At 46.0% G+C, this 17500-nt stretch carries 16 protein-coding genes; 4 read left to right on the top strand and 12 right to left on the bottom strand.

Annotated elements, in window-relative coordinates; translation table 11 throughout:
• Positions 1-159: 159 nt before the first annotated feature.
• Positions 160-1125, top strand: coding sequence for a DNA methyltransferase (locus QUA16_RS30455; protein WP_333107958.1), 966 nt, complete (start codon positions 160-162; stop codon positions 1123-1125).
• Here the strand turns inward: QUA16_RS30455 and QUA16_RS30450 are convergent.
• The 3 genes from QUA16_RS30450 to QUA16_RS30440 form a co-directional block, all read right to left on the bottom strand.
• Positions 1091-1276 (bottom strand): hypothetical protein, encoded by a 186-nt coding sequence (locus tag QUA16_RS30450; RefSeq protein ID WP_333181587.1) that lies wholly within the window; start codon positions 1274-1276, stop codon positions 1091-1093. The genes QUA16_RS30455 and QUA16_RS30450 overlap by 35 nt on opposite strands.
• Before the next feature lie 86 nt (positions 1277-1362).
• Entirely contained in the window at positions 1363-2133 is a 771-nt protein-coding gene (locus QUA16_RS30445) for a hypothetical protein (protein WP_333107957.1), read from the bottom strand.
• Entirely contained in the window at positions 2130-2393 is a 264-nt protein-coding gene (locus QUA16_RS30440; RefSeq protein WP_333107955.1) for a helix-turn-helix transcriptional regulator, read from the bottom strand. Before QUA16_RS30440 ends, QUA16_RS30445 begins: the two co-directional genes overlap by 4 nt.
• A 1154-nt stretch (positions 2394-3547) precedes the next feature.
• On the opposite strand from QUA16_RS30440, the gene QUA16_RS30435 reads away from it, so the two are divergent.
• On the top strand, positions 3548-4420 hold the full coding sequence (locus QUA16_RS30435; protein WP_333107954.1) for a pentapeptide repeat-containing protein: 873 nt from the start codon (positions 3548-3550) through the stop codon (positions 4418-4420).
• A gap of 29 nt (positions 4421-4449) precedes the next feature.
• Positions 4450-4578, top strand: a complete 129-nt coding sequence (locus QUA16_RS30430; RefSeq protein ID WP_333181586.1) for a hypothetical protein — start codon at positions 4450-4452, stop codon at positions 4576-4578.
• Here QUA16_RS30430 and QUA16_RS30425 read toward each other — a convergent pair.
• From QUA16_RS30425 to QUA16_RS30390, 8 genes are all read right to left on the bottom strand, one after another.
• Positions 4567-5781, bottom strand: coding sequence for an FAD-dependent oxidoreductase (locus QUA16_RS30425; protein ID WP_333107953.1), 1215 nt, complete (start codon positions 5779-5781; stop codon positions 4567-4569). The two genes, QUA16_RS30430 and QUA16_RS30425, sit on opposite strands and share 12 nt — an antisense overlap.
• Positions 5782-6009: 228 nt before the next feature.
• On the bottom strand, positions 6010-7542 hold the full coding sequence (locus QUA16_RS30420; protein ID WP_333107952.1) for an NAD(P)/FAD-dependent oxidoreductase: 1533 nt from the start codon (positions 7540-7542) through the stop codon (positions 6010-6012).
• A gap of 303 nt (positions 7543-7845) precedes the next feature.
• Positions 7846-8331, bottom strand: a complete 486-nt coding sequence (locus tag QUA16_RS30415; RefSeq protein WP_333107951.1) for a CRR6 family NdhI maturation factor — start codon at positions 8329-8331, stop codon at positions 7846-7848.
• Positions 8332-8582: 251 nt separating this feature from the next.
• Positions 8583-10532 (bottom strand): DUF3685 domain-containing protein, encoded by a 1950-nt coding sequence (locus QUA16_RS30410; RefSeq protein ID WP_333107950.1) that lies wholly within the window; start codon positions 10530-10532, stop codon positions 8583-8585.
• A 47-nt stretch (positions 10533-10579) separates the two neighbouring features.
• The gene (locus QUA16_RS30405) at positions 10580-12811 is read right to left on the bottom strand and encodes a hypothetical protein (RefSeq protein WP_333107949.1); all 2232 of its coding nucleotides are present in this window, start codon (positions 12809-12811) and stop codon (positions 10580-10582) included.
• A 739-nt stretch (positions 12812-13550) separates the two neighbouring features.
• On the bottom strand, positions 13551-14015 hold the full coding sequence (locus QUA16_RS30400) for a Fur family transcriptional regulator (protein ID WP_333107948.1): 465 nt from the start codon (positions 14013-14015) through the stop codon (positions 13551-13553).
• A 245-nt stretch (positions 14016-14260) separates the two neighbouring features.
• Positions 14261-15331 (bottom strand): Hpt domain-containing protein, encoded by a 1071-nt coding sequence (locus QUA16_RS30395; protein WP_333107947.1) that lies wholly within the window; start codon positions 15329-15331, stop codon positions 14261-14263.
• An 82-nt stretch (positions 15332-15413) separates the two neighbouring features.
• On the bottom strand, positions 15414-15668 hold the full coding sequence (locus QUA16_RS30390) for a hypothetical protein (protein ID WP_333069422.1): 255 nt from the start codon (positions 15666-15668) through the stop codon (positions 15414-15416).
• A 184-nt stretch (positions 15669-15852) separates the two neighbouring features.
• Here QUA16_RS30390 and QUA16_RS30385 point away from each other — a divergent pair, with 184 nt between their 5' ends.
• Positions 15853-16539: a DUF1345 domain-containing protein gene (locus QUA16_RS30385; protein WP_333107945.1), complete on the top strand. Its 687-nt coding sequence runs from the start codon at positions 15853-15855 to the stop codon at positions 16537-16539.
• A gap of 233 nt (positions 16540-16772) precedes the next feature.
• Here the strand turns inward: QUA16_RS30385 and QUA16_RS30380 are convergent, their stop codons facing one another.
• Complete coding sequence (locus tag QUA16_RS30380) at positions 16773-17438, bottom strand: hypothetical protein (protein WP_333107944.1); 666 nt, start codon at positions 17436-17438, stop codon at positions 16773-16775.
• Positions 17439-17500 lie beyond the last annotated feature (62 nt).

Below are 17500 nucleotides of genomic sequence, written 5' to 3'. Positions count from 1 at the left end.
ACTTTTTAGTGCTTTACATAAACCATTTTATGAATCAAAGATTTAATATCTTATTTATTTCTCTTATTTCCGCAAATGAGTTCAGTATTTTTTATGAATTATCCTGGTTTTTGGCTTTTTGGGTATTCTATTTTATCGTACTTCAACTTGAAGTGCGGAATGTGGGTTACTTTATATCTCGGCGATAGTCTCCAGCACTACGACAATTGGGAGCAACCTACTGTCATAGTTTCAGATGGAGCTTACGGTATTCTTGGGTTTGAAGGAGATACCTCAGATCACATTGATTTACCTAATTGGTATCAACCTCATATCGAAGCCTGGTCAAAAGCAGCCATACCCTGTACAACACTCTGGTTTTGGAATTCAGAGATTGGTTGGGCTATTGTGCATCCACTTCTAGAAAAATATGGTTGGCGCTATGTCAATTCCAATATTTGGAACAAGGGAAAAGGTCATATCGCAGGGAATGTTAACACACAGAAAATTCGCAGGTTCCCCGTCGTTACAGAAGTCTGCGTTCAATACGTTAGAGAAGTAACCGTTAATGAACTTACCTTAAAGGCGTGGTTATTGCGAGAGTGGAAACGCTCTGGGTTGCCGTTACGACGGGCCAATAATGCTTGCGGGGTGGTGGATGCAGCAACCAGGAAATACTTCGATCAAGGGCATTTGTGGTATTTCCCTCCGACCGAGATGTTTGAAAGGCTAGTGAACTATGCAAATGAGTATGGTAGTCCTCAAGGAAAACCCTACTTTTCGCTGGATGGCAATCAGCCTTTAACGGGACAAGAATGGAGCAAGATGCGATCGAAATTTAGATGCCCTCACGGTTTTACAAACGTTTGGGAGCGTCAAGCTTTACGGGGCGATGAGAGAGTTAAAACTCTCTCTGGAAAAGCATTACATCTCAACCAAAAACCTTTGGATCTGATGAACCTTATTGTTGAGGCATCGAGCGATGAAAACGATGTGATATGGGAACCTTTTGGTGGACTTTTCAGTGCAGCTTTGTCAGCACGTAAACTAAAACGAAAAGCCTTTTCTTGCGAGATAGACCCCGACTATTTCTACTATGGTGTACAGAGATTTAATCAAGAATCTCATCAATACTCTCTTCTCTAATCTGTAGATAATCTTGTAGGGATTTCTTGATGCTGCCTTCTAGGCGACTTGATAAAAGCTTATTCCACCGACCCACGGTCATACCGGAAACTTCAGTATTGTAGACACGTCGCTTAAATTCCTCAATGCCGGGATGTACAATTCTGTCCATCTTTGCGAAATTTGTATCTAGTCTATATTCATAGCATAAGCTGTTGTGCATTTAAATTGTATATTTCGAGTCCCCATCCAAAATCGTCAAATCCTCTCCCCCTCTCCTCTTCTCCCCCTCTCCCTCTCTAATACCATAGGCAATCTAGATGCAACACAGCTTATCCGTAGCTCCCGCAGAAGGCGCTGATACTCTCTAGTTGGTTGGTAGACTTTTCCTTTAGTACCCCATGAATCAACTATTTTCTCAGCTTCTAAAAACTCCTCAGCAGAGCCTTGGAATTTATATCCACTGGTGTTTGTTTGTTGCAAATTTGCTGTTCTTTGAGTTGTATCTTCCGGCTCTAAAACAAGATAATCTGGCGGATTGTGATAGTGGGTATCTCTCGCTACAGCTACCGATAAACCAGAGACAACGCACACATCAAGAATGCGAGGCTTGCCATAGATGATTTTATCGGGTAGCCATGCCAGGATAGCAACGTAGGTCTGATCGAACCTAAAGTGATTTTGACTATCTTTGAAACGTGCTGTTATCTCTGTTGCTAGTGGGAACCACGCTTTAATTTCTAATCCTGGCGTTGGTTGAACTCTGCCGAGGAAAATAGTATCTGGAAAGCCCGGATCTTGCCTATGCCACTTTCCAAATTCAGCGAACTCATTTTGTTGATTCAAGAATTCAACGGTGTTAAATTCGATTAAATTTCCGACTAAGGGCGAAAGCTTTGAGATAACTTTAGACAGGTTCACCGCTGCATCTACGGTAACAGGTTTAGATACCTCTAAAACGTCGAAAGTGTTACCCGATAAGCGATCTAGATAGTGGGATGCAAGTCTGATTACATCTTGCGTATTCATATCTCCCTCTCACAAGATGCTTCAGATATTTTTTGTGAAATTTTCCTAATAATATCGCAAGGATCTACACCAATTACATGAGCAACTAACAGAAACTCAATTACATCTAAGCGTCGTTCACCGTTTTCATATTTGGCTACGAAAGACTGGGGCTTTTTAAGAGATTTAGCAACAGACTCCTGAGTTAGTTGCGCTTCTTTACGAGCCGCAATCATACAGCAACGGAATGTTTCATATTCATGCCTAAAAACAGATTTCATTATACTTGGGGTTTAGCACTGCATATTCCCTCGATATAATAAACCTGTTTTCGGATAATCCCAAAATAGGATATTTAAATTTGTTAAAAATCGATACTAATGACAATTGAACAAAATTAATCGCAGTTCCGAGATTGGCAGCTATCTCTACTTGCGGCCGTCCGTGCTACCATAATTTTTTTTGTCATCCTTCGGCTTAGCCACACCATCAGGTTGTTTCTTTGGCTTTTTGACTTCTTTGTTGCTTTTTCTTTCTTTTGACATGATTATTCCTCAATTTTGACTCAGCATAACATAGATTGACACATTTGCCTAACTGCCAGTTGAGGGGGTGAGCCTATACAGGTATTACTCGCTGTTAGTTTTGTACAATCTGCTGTAGATTATCACCTACGTTTTGAATGAATAGCCTCTACCGTTAGGCATATCGATAAATTCCTCAGAAGTACAATGTCTGAAATTACTTTTAACCCCGATGACTCAAGGAAATATGGAAAAGCACGATCGTCTAACTGCTGCGAGACAACGGAGAAAAATTTTCGCTGATTAAGCTGTTGTTCCACATCTAATTTTCCTAAAAAATGACCAAGAATTTCAAAGGTGGTACCCGCCACGTGATTTATCCGTGGAATCAATCCAAAATCTAAAATCTAAAATCCTCACGCCCCCGAATTTATCTCGCGCAAGTCAATCCAAAATCTAAAATCTAAAATCTAAAATCGAATGACAGTAGATAAAATATGCAGCTATGGCCATGCCAGCCTTCGCGACACCTGACGCAAACACAACCAACAAATTTGCAGTCTCGGTTTAAAAAAGCTGTTAGCCACAGTGGACAACAAAAATATTGATTTTACTATTGATTAACACTTCGGACAGTGTTTGATGGCTTACCTACTCAGAATAACGGTTTCACGGATCTCAGTACGATCGCAACGCTTGCCGAAGCACACTAGAGGCTAAGTAAATCAAGGGTTTCAGACTATGACCTCAAAACGGTCGGGACTCTGCAAAAAGAACAAAGTATATGTATAAATATAAAGTGAATTGTCAGCTTTCAAGAAAGTGCGATCGCATCCGGTCCCTTTGAGATAAAATACTTATAAAGAGTGTTTATTCGTAGATGAATTTCTGCTGTTAGGAATGTGACCCGTATGGAAGTAACCGAGCTGCTCAAACAGTACGAAAATGGAAACAGAGACTTTGCTGATGCCAACCTCAGCGGAGCAAACCTCAGCGGAGCTATGTTGGTTGGCGTAAACCTTTCGAGGGCTAACCTGTCGGGAGCTAACCTGAGTCGGGCGCATCTCACCAAAGCAGAACTCAACGGCGCAAACCTTTACAGGGCAAATCTGAGTTTTGCCAAAATGGGCCAAGCCAGGCTAGCCGACGCAGAGCTTACAAAAGCCAATCTCAACGGAGCTTTCCTCGTCAAAGCAAAACTGCCCAGAGCAAAGTTGAGTGGCGCCCAACTCATCGGTAGCAACCTGCGGAGTGCCATCCTCTGGAACGCCAATTTGTGTACAGCCGACATGCAATTCATCAACCTGCGCGGCGCCAACCTCACGGGAGCAAACCTCAACTGGGCAAACTGCGGAGGCGCAAAACTCAGCGGTGCAAAGCTTTTTGGCGCTCAACTAACAGGCATCTATCTCAGGAAAGCTTACATCAACGGGATCGACCTGAGCAGGACGGATCTCAATGGCGTCAACCTCAGCGAAGCCAAACTGAACGGGGTAAACCTGGAAGGCTCGAACTTGTTAGCTGCCAATCTCGCCGGGGCTCAGTTGCGGGGCGTCAAGTTGATGGGAGCAGATTTAACCAGGGCAAATCTGGTGGGAGTTTCTTTGGTGCAGGCAAACCTCGATTGGGCTAGGCTGTGCTATGCAGACTTGAGTGAAGCCGACTTGAGCGGGGCAACATTCACGGGAACCAACTTTGAGGGTACTCAGTTAGGCGGATCAACAATGCCCGCATCTGTGAGCCATGATGTCTACTTAACTGCAGCACGTGGTGTCGCAGCTTAGGCAAGGCCAAAAATTAATTTCGCATCCGAGTGGACGACTCTCGCATTGGTTTAACTTTTGATGCAAACATCATGACTTTTGTGAGAGTGCTGCATCGGCAAGAAATTTACCGAAATTTGCGAGAGTTTCTAGCGCCACAATTGAACTCACCCGATTAATTTCGCGACTCGCAAAGCAGAGGTAATGGCTCCTTCGTGCAAACCATCCCCCAAATAAGCTCCCGCATGATAAGTGTTGTTCTCGCCATTAGTCTCGATAACTTCATTTCTATATCGAAAAGACTCGACAGTGTACAGCGGCGTGTGATGTTTCTGAATGTGAATAATGTGCTGTTGGGCGATCGACTCCTCCAGTTGAAATGCTAAACTGTACTCTCGTGGCGATGAGATGCCGCAAAGCTGATTTAAGCTCGCATTATATCCCCACCCTTTGTCCGTCTCGAAAAAATCAAATTCAGATAACTTGCGGATACCGTAGCGATCGTACATCGATGTATCCGAATGCAGTACAGTGGTGGCATAATTGGCTTTCCACGCCGAAAACCGCTTGCTTTCCGCCTCCGTTGGATCAGACAATAACCTCATAACTTGGTCTGGTGGCATCGCAAAAACCACCTTATCAAATTCCTGGATTTCCCCATCAGAAAGCACCATTTTTACAGCATCCGCACTTCTAAAAATATTGGCAATCTCCACATTTAGCCGTATATCGCCCTTAAACCGCTCCAAAATCTTTTCAATGTAAGAATACACCCCGCCTTTAATCCTCACCCAGTTGACCAAGCCATATTCGCGTAGAACAGGCATCGCTAATTCTGCCGGGAAATTGTCGAGCAATTCAAACGGTATCGAGTAGCTGTACATCGTCAGCAACTTCAGCCAATAATTGCGGACGCACGAGCTTTTCAAAGACTCAGAAAGCGACATGTCGTAGAAATCATGCTGTTTAGCAAACCGCATTTTTAAAATAAATCCCGCCGAACGAGCGTAGAGACTATCAAGCCACAAATACTCGATCAGGCGTTGGATTCCGGTGAAATTCTTTTGGATAGATACCGCAGACAAAAAGTGGGTGCCATCTTTAAAAAACAGCGCGGAACCAATCTGCACTGGTTCTAATTCAACGCCTAGTTCCTGCATAAAAGCCACGAAATTGTAAAATACAGTCGGAAATTCCAGCACCCCATTTTCTAATATTTCATTGCACTCCGATTGATTGGGTACAACATTTTTGTTCAGCGTCCGAATGTGTCCGCCTAAAATCGGCTGACTTTCCAACACAGTGACGTGATGTCCCTGTTTATAGAGCCAGTAGGCTGCTGCCATACCACTGGCTCCGCCCCCAACAATTGCAATTCTCATAGTTCACTCCTAGATTGATAGAATGGAACATTAATCATCGAATGCTTAAGAGCTGTTGGAGAAACGATCCGATCCCCCCTAACCCCCCTTAATAAGGGGGGGACAAGAACCTTTTTCTAGCTTTCTCTCGTTGCCAGGTTGGATGTGATGCCCTTTTTATTTTTTAGTCTGCGGAGGCAGACTTCGTTTCTGTAGTAGCGATTTCAATCGCCGAGTAACCAATTCCTCCTAGCCTAAAATCGCATCGCCGGATAAACGTTGATAAAGCAGCGCCCCCGTCCAAAATGTCGGCGCAAAGCCTGGATAGCCAGAGGAGGCGTTGCAGAAATAGAAATTGTTGAGGGATGTTTCATGATTTAGTCGATCGACCCCCATGTTGCGCGGCGTCAGGCTGGAACCGTAGGAATTACCGTTAGGACACCAACAGAAGCGCTCGTTAGTCGTCGGACTTCCGGTAACATGAAAGACCATGTGTTTGCGGAAATTCGGAACATAGTGTTTTTCAACAACATCTAAAATCGAGTCCAGAATCTCTTGTTTTTTCTGTCTGTAAGCTTTGCGATCCGTCTCCCAAAGCTGTTTAAAATAGCTGTAATTAGCAACAGTCAGAAATTCGACAATTTGACAATCTTCTGGACAATCCCGCCGCGCTTGGGTCAGTAAAGTTGGCGTTGTAATTGCAAAGCTCGGACGAGAAAAATCATTTTGCTCATACATTTGAGCAAACGCTTCATTTAGATCCAAGTGCTCAGAATGGAACGTATTCCACTTGCCAAATCCATAGTCTCGGAGATCGATATCTTTGACAACGCAGTACACCATGTAGTTAGATGCAGAATACTCATAGTTGAGTTTCCGTCGCACTTTTTTAGAGAACAGTTCCTCTCCAATCATCTTGGCCGCTCTTTTCGGGTCAAGGTTGCAAATCACCGTGTCGCCCGTGAATTCATGGGTTTGATGGGTGGTCAAATCCATCGCTTCCACACCAGTTACTGTTCTGTTTGTCACCCTAAAATTCGTGACTTCATGGTTTAATAGAACTTTCCCTCCGTTGGATTCAATGACTTTAACTAAAGAATTGATGACAGATTCAAAATGCTGCGTCGGGTAAAATGCACCTTCTTGATAGCCTCTAAACAAGGCAATCCAAGCATAGAAAGAAAGCTGATTTGGAGGCAGCAAAAAGTCCGGCCATTGCAGGGCTAATAGGGTTTGGGCGGCTTGCGGGAGTTGGAACTTGTCGAAAACGTCCTGAAGTGTACTATTGAGATGTTGGACAGCACAGAATACGTCACCGAAATTTTTGAGCAATTCAATTGGTTTGACGGGAGGAGCGAGTTTTCTGAGTCCCGCGCCGGTTTTCTCGACTTCGTTGACGAATTTGCGAATTCTCTCGCCCGCTTCGGGAAACAGCGCCGACAATCGCCGGATCAGTTCCTCTGGTTCCGAGGGAATATCGAGCGCATACCCAGGCATCCTCATGTGGTCGTAGCCATTCGGATCGTACCGTTCAAAGGTGACATCTCGATCGAGACCGAGTTTTTTGAGAACTCGATTGACTGTATGTCCTTCGCCGCAGTCCCACACGTAGTGGAATTGGGCATTAAAGGTGTATTTTTTGGCCATCGTAAAGGTGTGACCAAAGCCTCCGGGATGCTCGTGAGCTTCGAGGATGTGTACGGTTTTGCCGGAGTTTGCCATCAAAGCTCCGAAAACCAGTGCTGATAAACCACTGCCGACGATGAGGTAATCTGTTTTCATGGGAAATTTCCTCGATCGATTGAATCGGGCGATCGTTGTCTCTTTAAACTAACTCTCAATTCTGAGAAAATTCTGAAGTCCAGCAACAATTTTTTGAGGCGCGCTGGTTTAAGGATTGTATTAAAGTCTGATTCCGGTTGCTGTTAAGCTTAATTAACCTGTTGCGGATAGAACTTATAGCTGCGGAGGCGGACTGGAAAGCCCGCCCCACAAGGGAAGAAACCGAATTTATACCTTTCTACTTAGTCTTTAGGTATAGAGTCGCCTATCTAATTAGGACTATGTTAATTTGAGTGCGATCGCTTATTTGTGTGGCAAAATCACATCAAAAAAAGCATCCTCCAAATCATAACCAAACATCTGGGACATGGCCATCAACTTCGATTTACTCGGAATTCCCTGCTGATTCAACCAATCAGTCAACACAAAAATTTTGTTCATCAAAAACATTTCCAAAGCTTCAGGATTGTACTGAATACCTTGGGTGCGGTGGAACTGGTGCGGCACCAACATCGCCGCATAGCGCGCCAATTCTCCCGCTTTCCAATCCAGCAAAAATGGCAGCCAAGGATAACAAGCATCCAAGCGAATAAACCACAGTCGCACTTCGGGAATTTCTGAAATTTCTCGCGGATCTAACTCTTCGCGCGGATACTCAATTTCAAATTGTACCTGTTGTTCGTTTTGGGCGATCGCTCCTTCGGCCAGCCACTTTTCGATCACAGTCCGCACGGGAGACAAATCTAAACTGTTTATGCGATCGGCATCTATCGATATCATAATACTCATCAAATGTCAACCCTATAGCAGTAAGTTATATCAAATCCGGTCGATCGACCGCGATTTACCGTTGGGCAGGGGCGGGTTTATGAGACTCTCGATCTCAACCAAATATTGTTGGAAAAACCCGCCCCTACAGGTTATTGATAATGGTGTCACATCTCATATCTATCCTACCTATAATATCACTACCAATGCCCAATTATCAATATTATCAATTAGCAATGCCCGATGCCCAATTCCCGATGCCCAATTCCCAATTACCCATTTTTCCCAAACTTGCTATCCTGCAAAGAATTACCAATCCCCTGGATAATTCCCCGCCCAATCAAACCAATTCCCCGGCCTATAACCTGAGTCAAAACGTAAACAACCCCAGCACCCAACAGGGAAATAACCGCGCGAACTCTAGGTGCGATCGCATCCCTGGTTTCCAGCAGCAAAGTCAAGGCTAACTGCCACCCAGACAACTGTGCTAACTCCAGATTTCTTGGAGCATAAATAGAAATTTTCTTAATTCCAGAATCGCCCAAAACAAACAACCAAAACCTGCTTTCAAAAATAGCTTTCGGTTCCACAAAATATCTATCCCAGCTATATCTCCACGACAACTCATTCCGAAACCGCTCAATTTCTCGTGTCGAAATCAACTTACCATCGTAAAAAATTTGCTTTATTTCCTCAATATTCGCCAAATTATTTAGTAGAGGCTGTACCACTCCGCTAGCAACTTGAATGGCCAAATTTTCTAACAAAGCTTCAGCTCGCTGCATTGCTTCCGGGCTGCCAGCAACACAAGAAATATTGTCAACTGTTAGAGGAATTTCAAATAGCAAATGTGCAAAAAAATCAACTGTCATCGGTATTTTGTCAAGGATTTCTGCTGCAACTACATCAGCATCTGCCAGCAGCATCGGCACAACTTCTACAGCGCTGCCTGCCAAGATATCAGCAGCGCTTTCCCCTTGACTTTCTGCCAGTTTCAAGCTTGTTTGACTGTCATCAAAAACCCGAGTTTCTCCCGTTTGCAGTGTATAGTATCTGCCAAAAAAATCTATGATTGTCGCCTGCCACAAATCCCGTAAAATAGCAGGCATTTTTTGCGACAATTGAGTTGGCTGCACTTGCGAAAAGCGCAATTCCTCCAGCAAATCCTTTAACTTCCGCAGGATGGAACTCATCAATTCACGCTTTTTAGTCGATCGCAAAATATCGATTTCCAAAGGCAAGCCAGTCAAATTCACCAAATCAAACTGCAATTTTTCTGCAGCCGAGTCAAACAAGCTACCTTGCCAATTAGTTGCAACCACCAAAGATTCAGGCGAAACATGGGAATTCGCTAATTGCGATTGAGAATTATTTAACAAATTCTCCCCTCTAATTTCTTCTTTGTGCCTTCTGCTTTCTCTCATCTCCTCTCTGCCTTCTGTCCTCTGCCTTCTGTCCTTTTCCCTCTCCCCTTTTCCTTCAAATAATAACTGACTGACAATCCAACGAGCTGCGAGCAATTCTCGGCGGTGTCCGCTGAGTATAACCCCATCTAAAATAGAGGGCAAATCTGTCGGATCGGCAGCTCTGATATCTTGCAAATCAGCTTGGACAACTGCCAAAGTTGCATCTATTTCCCGTAGTCCAGAATGACAAAAATAAGCCAGAATTTTTTTGTGTACTGGCGTATTTATTGCCGAATTATCTGCATTTTTATCTGCAATTGCTGCGGAGTTTTCTAGTGTTTGAACCGCCGCTGCATTTAGTTCTATTTCCGGGTTAGTTGCCGCATCCGTCGGCCAATAAGTGCGACCCAATGCCACCGCGCGAATAGCTTCGATTGTCAAGGAAATATCTCTACCTTTAGGACAATAGCCATTCGCGCCCGCCACCTGTACCTGAGCCAACAGCTCCGGTGTCAGGGGCCCGCTTAGCAGCAACAGGGGCAGGTTGGGGTACAAACTTTTGAGTTCGCGACAAAATGCCAGCGCCTCTGTTTGGCCCGATCGCAAATTTAGGGTCTCAACAGCCAAAATTACCAAATCTGCGGGCTTCTTGGCTGCTCCAGAGCCGATCGAGCGAGCTTCTAGAATCCCCAAAGCCTCGGTTCCCCTTGAAACCTCTGCGACAACGTGCAAGTCTGGATACTGCTCGCAAGCAACTCGCAGCCCCAGCCGGAAAATGGGGTCGCCATCGATCGTCAGCAGTTGGAAATTACTCACTCGATTTTAGATTGGAGATTTTAGAGCTCGATCGCGCGAAAACCCAATTACTCGGGAATCAAATTAGCATCAGGAGGCCCAGCCGAGTCAGGAATCGAGGGCGGCGGCGGTTCCGGAGCCGGAGCCGGAGGAGGAGCAGCAGGTTCCGGGGCCGGAGCCGGGGCCTCTTGTCTCGCGGGCGGATAGTAAGGTTCCGGAGCCCTGGCGGGCGGATAGTAAGGTTCCGGAGCCGGGGCCTCTTGTCTCGCAGGCGGATAGTAAGGTTCCGGCTCCCTAGCAGGCGGATTGTAAGGTTCCGGAGCCGGGGCCTCTTGTCTCGCAGGCGGATAGTCAGGCTGGGGAGCTGGCGCGTACTCCTCCTGTCGAGGAGCTGGCGCGTACTCCTCCTGTCGAGGAGCTGGCGCGTACTCCTCCTGTCGAGGAGCTGGCGCGTCATCGCGAGCGGGTTCCGGCGCGTACTCGCGAGCGGGTTCCCGCGGCGGCGCACTGTTGGCTCTAAGTTCAGCACTCCAGCGCCCGATCGCCCCTGCGGCCTCTGAATACAGCGCCCTACCGTAACCGATTTGGGAAGCCGTATCGATCGCCGCTCCTAGACTGCCTTGAGACGCCAATTCCGCAGCTCGATCGAGAATCGGTCTGTCTTGAGCAACTTGCAGTTCGCTCACCCACTCAGAGACATTCTCCTGAGCTTTCGTGTACAAAATCCTACCGCTCTTAATTGCCGAAGCTTTTTCAATAGCAGCACTAAGTTTTCCTTGCTTCGCCAGGGCGATCGCTTCATCCAAAAAAGGCTGATCTTCAATAACTTCTATGCGCTTCGTCCACTGAGCCAAGAGAGTTTGCGCTTCTATCCTGCGGGGACGGTTTTGAGCAACCAGGACTACCTGAGCGATGCCCGCCTTGAGTCCTTCAACCGTTTGCGATTCTGCCAACTGCTTCGCCAGAGTCAGAAAAGATTCGTCTTCGATCCGCTGAATTTCCCGGCGCCAAGAAGCCACCAAAGTTTGAGCGTGAACCCGCCGTGGCTGCTTGACTCCGATGGTTTGCGCTTGCTCGATCGCGAGTCTAAACGTCCCTATCTGACCAAAACTCGCGATCGTGCTCGCCACTTGCAGCCGCAGCAAATCTTGAAACTGCACCTGCAAATTTTCAACTTGAACTTGAGCTTGCTTGTACAGAGGGCGACCCGGAGCAATTTGGATAGCAGCCCCCTGCCCTTCCAGCAAGCTAAAAATGTGTTGTGGCAGCGGAGTTGATATCGACTGGTTCCACGTCACTGCCTGAGCCCTACCCAACTGCATCAAATCTTGAGCTTCCGCAAACAGCGGGGAATCCTGCGGCACAACCGAAGCAGCCTCGATCGCCCCCGGCAGGTCTTTCGCCCCCAACCGCTTAGTAGCCATTGCCAGCAAAGTCCGGCTCCAGCCCTCAATTTCCTTCTCAGCTTTAGCGCGGGCAAAAAGCTGCGAGTCTATTTTGCGAGCCAGGACGATTGCCTCAGCGAACTTTTGCGGAGTTCCGTCCTTCGCCAAATCTCTAGCCTCTTGCAAGCGCTGCCAGCCGTTTCTTTCCATAGAAATCTGCTGGATCAGCTCGTTGTACCGCTTTTGACTCCAGAAAATATTTTCCAGCTTAAACAAAGCTTGAGCATAATCCCAAGCCTTTTTTAAATCCTCACTTTTCAAAGCTGCTAGGGCTGTCTCGTAGAGTTTTTGGCCCTCCTGCCAATTTTTTTCCCAAGCAGTCACAGCCTCCTCTACCTCTGGGTAAGAGGGACTGGTTTTCGGAATTTTCGCCACAATCTCCAGAGCGCCTTTCAAATCGCCCTGTTCAATTTTTGCCCTGGCAAATCCCAGAATGGCTTTCGACCATTCCCCTATCAAATGTTGACCTTGGGAGTATAGCGGATGTTCTTTCGGCCAAGCCTGCACCAATGCCATTGCCGATTCTAGCTGTTCTAGCTTGCCCGACTTAGCAGCTTGTTGAGCGCAGTAAAGTCGCTCTCCGTCCGCCGCCAGTGGCGACAGTTGCTGGCAATTTGGCGGTGGCGGCATCGTCAGCAACCACAGAAATGCAGCAGCACCGGTTACTCCAAATCCCACCAGGAGACTCAGCCAGATCAGCTGCCACTGCCAAAAAGTTCTTTTTCCCTCGGTCGGCCCGGCCGTTACGAAGGAACTCGCATCCCCTGTCGCCTCTGCACTGAACTGTGCCGTCGGTTTAGGGGAGGGGTTGTATTGCGGTGGTGTGTGGAATTGGTCAGATTGTCGTCTCGCCATTACTTCAGCCTGTCCTGTAATGCGCACTCTTCACGTGACACTCCCACATCAAATCATAGATTGTGATGTCGGCTTCTGACTCCTGTTAAGGAGATCGAGAACTTCCTTCAAGGTACTGGCCATCTTTCCCTCTACGGTGTTTTATAGTGAGGTTCGTGTCTGGCCCCACTGGTTGCTTCCGAGTATTTTAGGCTCTCGAAGCACGTAAATCATACCAGTTATCAAACAGTTATTGACAGATTCCGGGGCAGTTTAGCTGAAAAAACATTATAAAGCCCCCGTCTGTCGAGCAATTTTAGATTTTAGATTTTAGATTTTAGATTTTAGAATTGACTCTGCACGTGAATTGTGAGAGGGATTCAACTAAGCTCTCATATTAAATCCGGGTCAGAAATTCCACGATCGGACTCAGCGGTTGAAACCGCAACTACACAAACTTTGCTTCACTCCAAGCTGATTTAAAAATAAAGGGGGTATTAAAGCCGGATTTGGTCTACACTTTTACCTGTAGGGGATAGGATTGATTTTTTGGGTTTAGTCGTAAATTTTATTCCCGATCGCCAAACTTGTCGATCGAGTTTCATTTTTCTGTCTTCATTTTTTTTCTACTGTTGTGCCGAATTCCGGCGGGCGACGGCAAAAACCCGATCGAACCCAGCTAAATACTTAAATCATTTTATACCACCGATCGACCCAGCCCAAAGATCGGTTTTGCTTCCAACAGCCGCTGCTTTATCGGTTACGAAGCCTTTGGCGTATTGCTGACACTCGATGCTTGCGTGGCGGACTCTGCCGATCGATATCCGTAGAAATCTATCCGGTAGTCTACAATTTTGACACCCGTTTGCTCTTGGATTAGCTCGATCAAGTCGATCGGCAATTCCACATGAACGTCTAGAATCTGAGCCGTATCAAGACAATTGACGTGAGAGTGAGAGTCGCTGACATTGCCGTACAAGCGTCCCTCCGAGCGTTCTATGCACTCAATAATCCCTTCTCTCGACAAAGCTTCTAGATTTTGATAAACAGAAGTATGCCCGATCGAATGCGCTTGTTTGTTGAGGCGATCGTAAATTTCGCGAGCCGAGAGGTGTTCTTTTGCCTCCCACAAAAGTTCTAGAATAAATCGACGCTGGCGGCTCAAGCGCATTCCCATCGCCTGACAGCGGTTTAAAGCATCTTCTAATGAACGAATTGGTTTCACAGCTACCGCCTTATAAAGCCTGCTCGATTTTTAATTCTGGTACAATATTGCACGCCTACATATCCACTAATTCTAACGCAGGCTTGCCCAACAGTAGAAGGTAGAGGGCAAAAATCTCGACTGAGTGAATTTTTTCGAGTTGCTGCTCAACTCTATCTTCTACTGCAACACCTCCTAGCTCGATGACTCGACTGAGTGAATTTTTTCGAGTTGCTGCTCAACTCTATCTTCTACTGCAACACCTCCTAGTTCGAGGATTTGATGGCGTTAACCAATAACTTGGCGATTTCCGAGAGTTGCTTTTTGTTGAAAGTTTTGAGCAAAAGCTTGACTACCGCCTTCGGTTCGGCTGGAAGAGCTACTTGCTTCGAGGCTGCTGCTGGGGCTGCTGGAACGGCTGGGGGGCTTGCCTCTGCTGGTTTTGGGCTTGCTGCCAAAAGTAGCAAATTTTTACTCGGAACGATCGTCTTGACTTTCCCCACTTGTACTAAATCGCCAGCTTCCTTGAGTTCTTTGATAATCAGGGGAGCTAAGACTTTATAAGAGTTTTTGGGATTAACGATCGCGGCTCTAGCTGTTTTTACTAAATTTTGCCAAGTCTCAATTTTACCTCCCAATTTATAGAGGCGAACGCACACAGCCGTCAACTCAGAGCGACTAGCAGCCGATTCTTTCTGCTTGAACACCTGCAACATTTCTTTGAGTAAAGTCATCACTTCAACCGCAAAATTCGCCGGCACAGCGCCCGCTGTTGGAGTGGCGGGCGTACCAGCCCCAGCAGCACCCTGCACTTTGCCCGACGCCAATTTATCGAGGTGAGTTTCCAGTTGAGCAAAAACAGGCATCACCTGCTGCACGAGTTTTTCTCCCTCCTCATTCCTCAAGCCGAAAGGCCCCTCCAGTCGCCCCAGCAAGTCCTTAAGCGTATCAACTCCCTTTAAAAATAGGGATTCTGCCGTTTGGTCAACCTGCTTGACGGGCCCGTCCTTGAGCACCTTAAAACAATCTTCCAAGCGGTGAGCGGTTGTTTTAATACTATCTAAGCCAAGCATAGCCGCCCCTCCTTTCACGGAATGGGCGGCTCGAAACATCTCTTGGACGCTTTCGGGGTCTTTCATCGTGGACTTTAAATCCACTAAACCATTTTCTAGAGTATCGAGGTGCTCCTTAGCCTCCTCTATAAACAAACGCATAATTCGGTCTTGCTGATCTGACACGACAGTCCTCCTAACAATCTGTGCACCCTCCAGAAAGCACCCTGTTCGCGGGAGAAAACACGACTCCTGCCAAAAGTCGGAAGCTCCCATGCAAAACATTCTAGCCTGCCTCAGCTAGCAGACTCAAAATACGGGTCTCAGGGCAATCTTAGCTCTAAAACTGGTGCGGTGGAGATTGAGCCTAGAGTTCGGAGGGAGTATCTGGAGCGATTTCAATGCCCATTCCTTGTTTCATCATCTGCTGATTCGTAATCAAGTCGTTTAACTCCTTGACTTCGACGCCAATGTCTTGGCAAGCCTGTTTCAGTTCCCGCTCGAAGGTGTTGAGGTCGCCTCCGTAGCCACAAAGCTTCGCGGCTGTGGCGATTCCTTGTTGGGCGTTTGCTTTGGCGCAGTCGATCAATTCAATTCCTTTGAGGGGTTGGGAGGATGCCATAATTTCAAGCCACAATTTATATTTTCTCCCACTGTACCTAGAAGGTTGAGGTCGATCGATCTATCGAAAGGCATGAAATATCCTGCCTGTGCTGCGCGTTACCAATTCATTATCTTTGGGGATTTCCTGAAAAGATAGGAGTTAAGATTTTCTAACCCTTACCGTTCCTAACTTATACTAAATCATGGTGAAAAACGTTCGCCTATCTAAAATGCACTGGCTCTGGAGCGTCCGGCACCGCCTGTTTGCGTCTGTTCTGTTCGCTATAGCAGTCGCTGTTTTCCTGCCGCCTCACTATTTCCTCCTGACTCGGACGCTGTGCATTTGGAACGCGGGCGCTGTCAGTTTCCTGCTTTTGACTTGGATGCTGATGCTGCAAGGCACTCCCGAAATGATGCGCCACCACGCTCAGCAGTTGGATGCTGGCCGCTTAACAATCTTAAGTACGATCGTGGCAGCGGCTTGTGCTAGCTTGTTAGCCATCTTCTTTTTGCTGCGCGATACCAAAGGCCTGTCGCCGAATTTGCTATTTCTGCACTTGGGGCTTTCTGTCCTCACAATTGTTGGGTCTTGGATGCAGGTGCACACTATCTTCACCATGCACTATGCCCGCAGCTACTACAAAAACCGCAGCAAGCAGCACGGCAGTTACTTACAGGCGGGGGGTTTGGATTTTCCGGGTGACGAGGAACCAGATTACAAAGATTTTTTATATTTCTCCTTTGGTATTGGCATGACTTGCCAAGTTGCAGACGTGCAGATCACTTCTCGTTCGACGAGGTATCTCGTGCTTTTTCACAGCGTGCTGTCGTTCTTTTTTAACACCGCTATTCTGGCTATGAGTGTCAATATTATTGCGGGATTGACTTGATATGATTCTGTCGCAGATGCTGCGATTTTTTGTTAATTGGCGATCGAGCTTGTTTTAGGGCGCTGCTTATTGCCCGAATTCCAGAGTTAGACGCAAGAAAGTCAGGCTAATCACCAAATTTTGCATAACTCAATAGAAAATGTTAGTTTTCACGATGGAGTTAGCGCGAGGTTAGAGATCAAAACAAGCTAAAAACAGCTTGGTGTAATACTCTGAGGATACCTAGGAAAGCCCTACAGATTCTCTGTAAATCTAAAGTTATCTACTAACTGCTCAAGAAACCTCTCATGACTAAAAGCATACGACTCTTGAACTAGAGATTTGTTCTTCAGTTTAATTGTTTGCTCAATTCTGATCAGAGAATTGAAATAGCACTTATGAAGATAATCTTCTTGAATATAACCCAATAAATCTTCTGCCTTTAATTGGTCTTCCTTCCATAGTTTAAATTTGATAATGCTCTTTTTACCTGCATCTGGGTCATAAATATTATATGCATTAAGTAGAATTTCTCCTTTAGAGATGATGTAACAAAGCTCCCGGATTGGTCTGACGCTATGCCCTTGTTCACGTAAACCTGAAAACATTCGATTTCCCATGACAATACATGAACATAATTGGGATGGCAAATTAGGCTGTGTTTTAATCTTCTTTGCTAAATACGTTCTGAAAGGTTCTTGCTGCCATAAATCTTGGAAGCGAGTCAATTGAGTTGCGGCTTTCTGAATGCAATCATAAGTGGTTCTCAATTCAAATACATTACAAGGATGCAAGGAGTTTTTGCATTCAAATATAAATAGGCAATTATCTACAACAGCTAAGACATCTACCTCGCCTTGAGTCCCCTCAAAAGAATATTTTAAATTGGTTGCAAATATTGATGATAAGCTGTTCGACATCTAAACTGCATTAACTAAGTTACCTTTATTTTTTATTTTTCGGTTCCATTTCATAATTAGTC

The organism is Microcoleus sp. S13_C3 (assembly GCF_036700905.1).
In the GTDB taxonomy this organism is placed as follows: Bacteria; Cyanobacteriota; Cyanobacteriia; order Cyanobacteriales; family Microcoleaceae; genus Microcoleus.
This window is presented reverse-complemented; position numbering and strand designations above follow the sequence as displayed.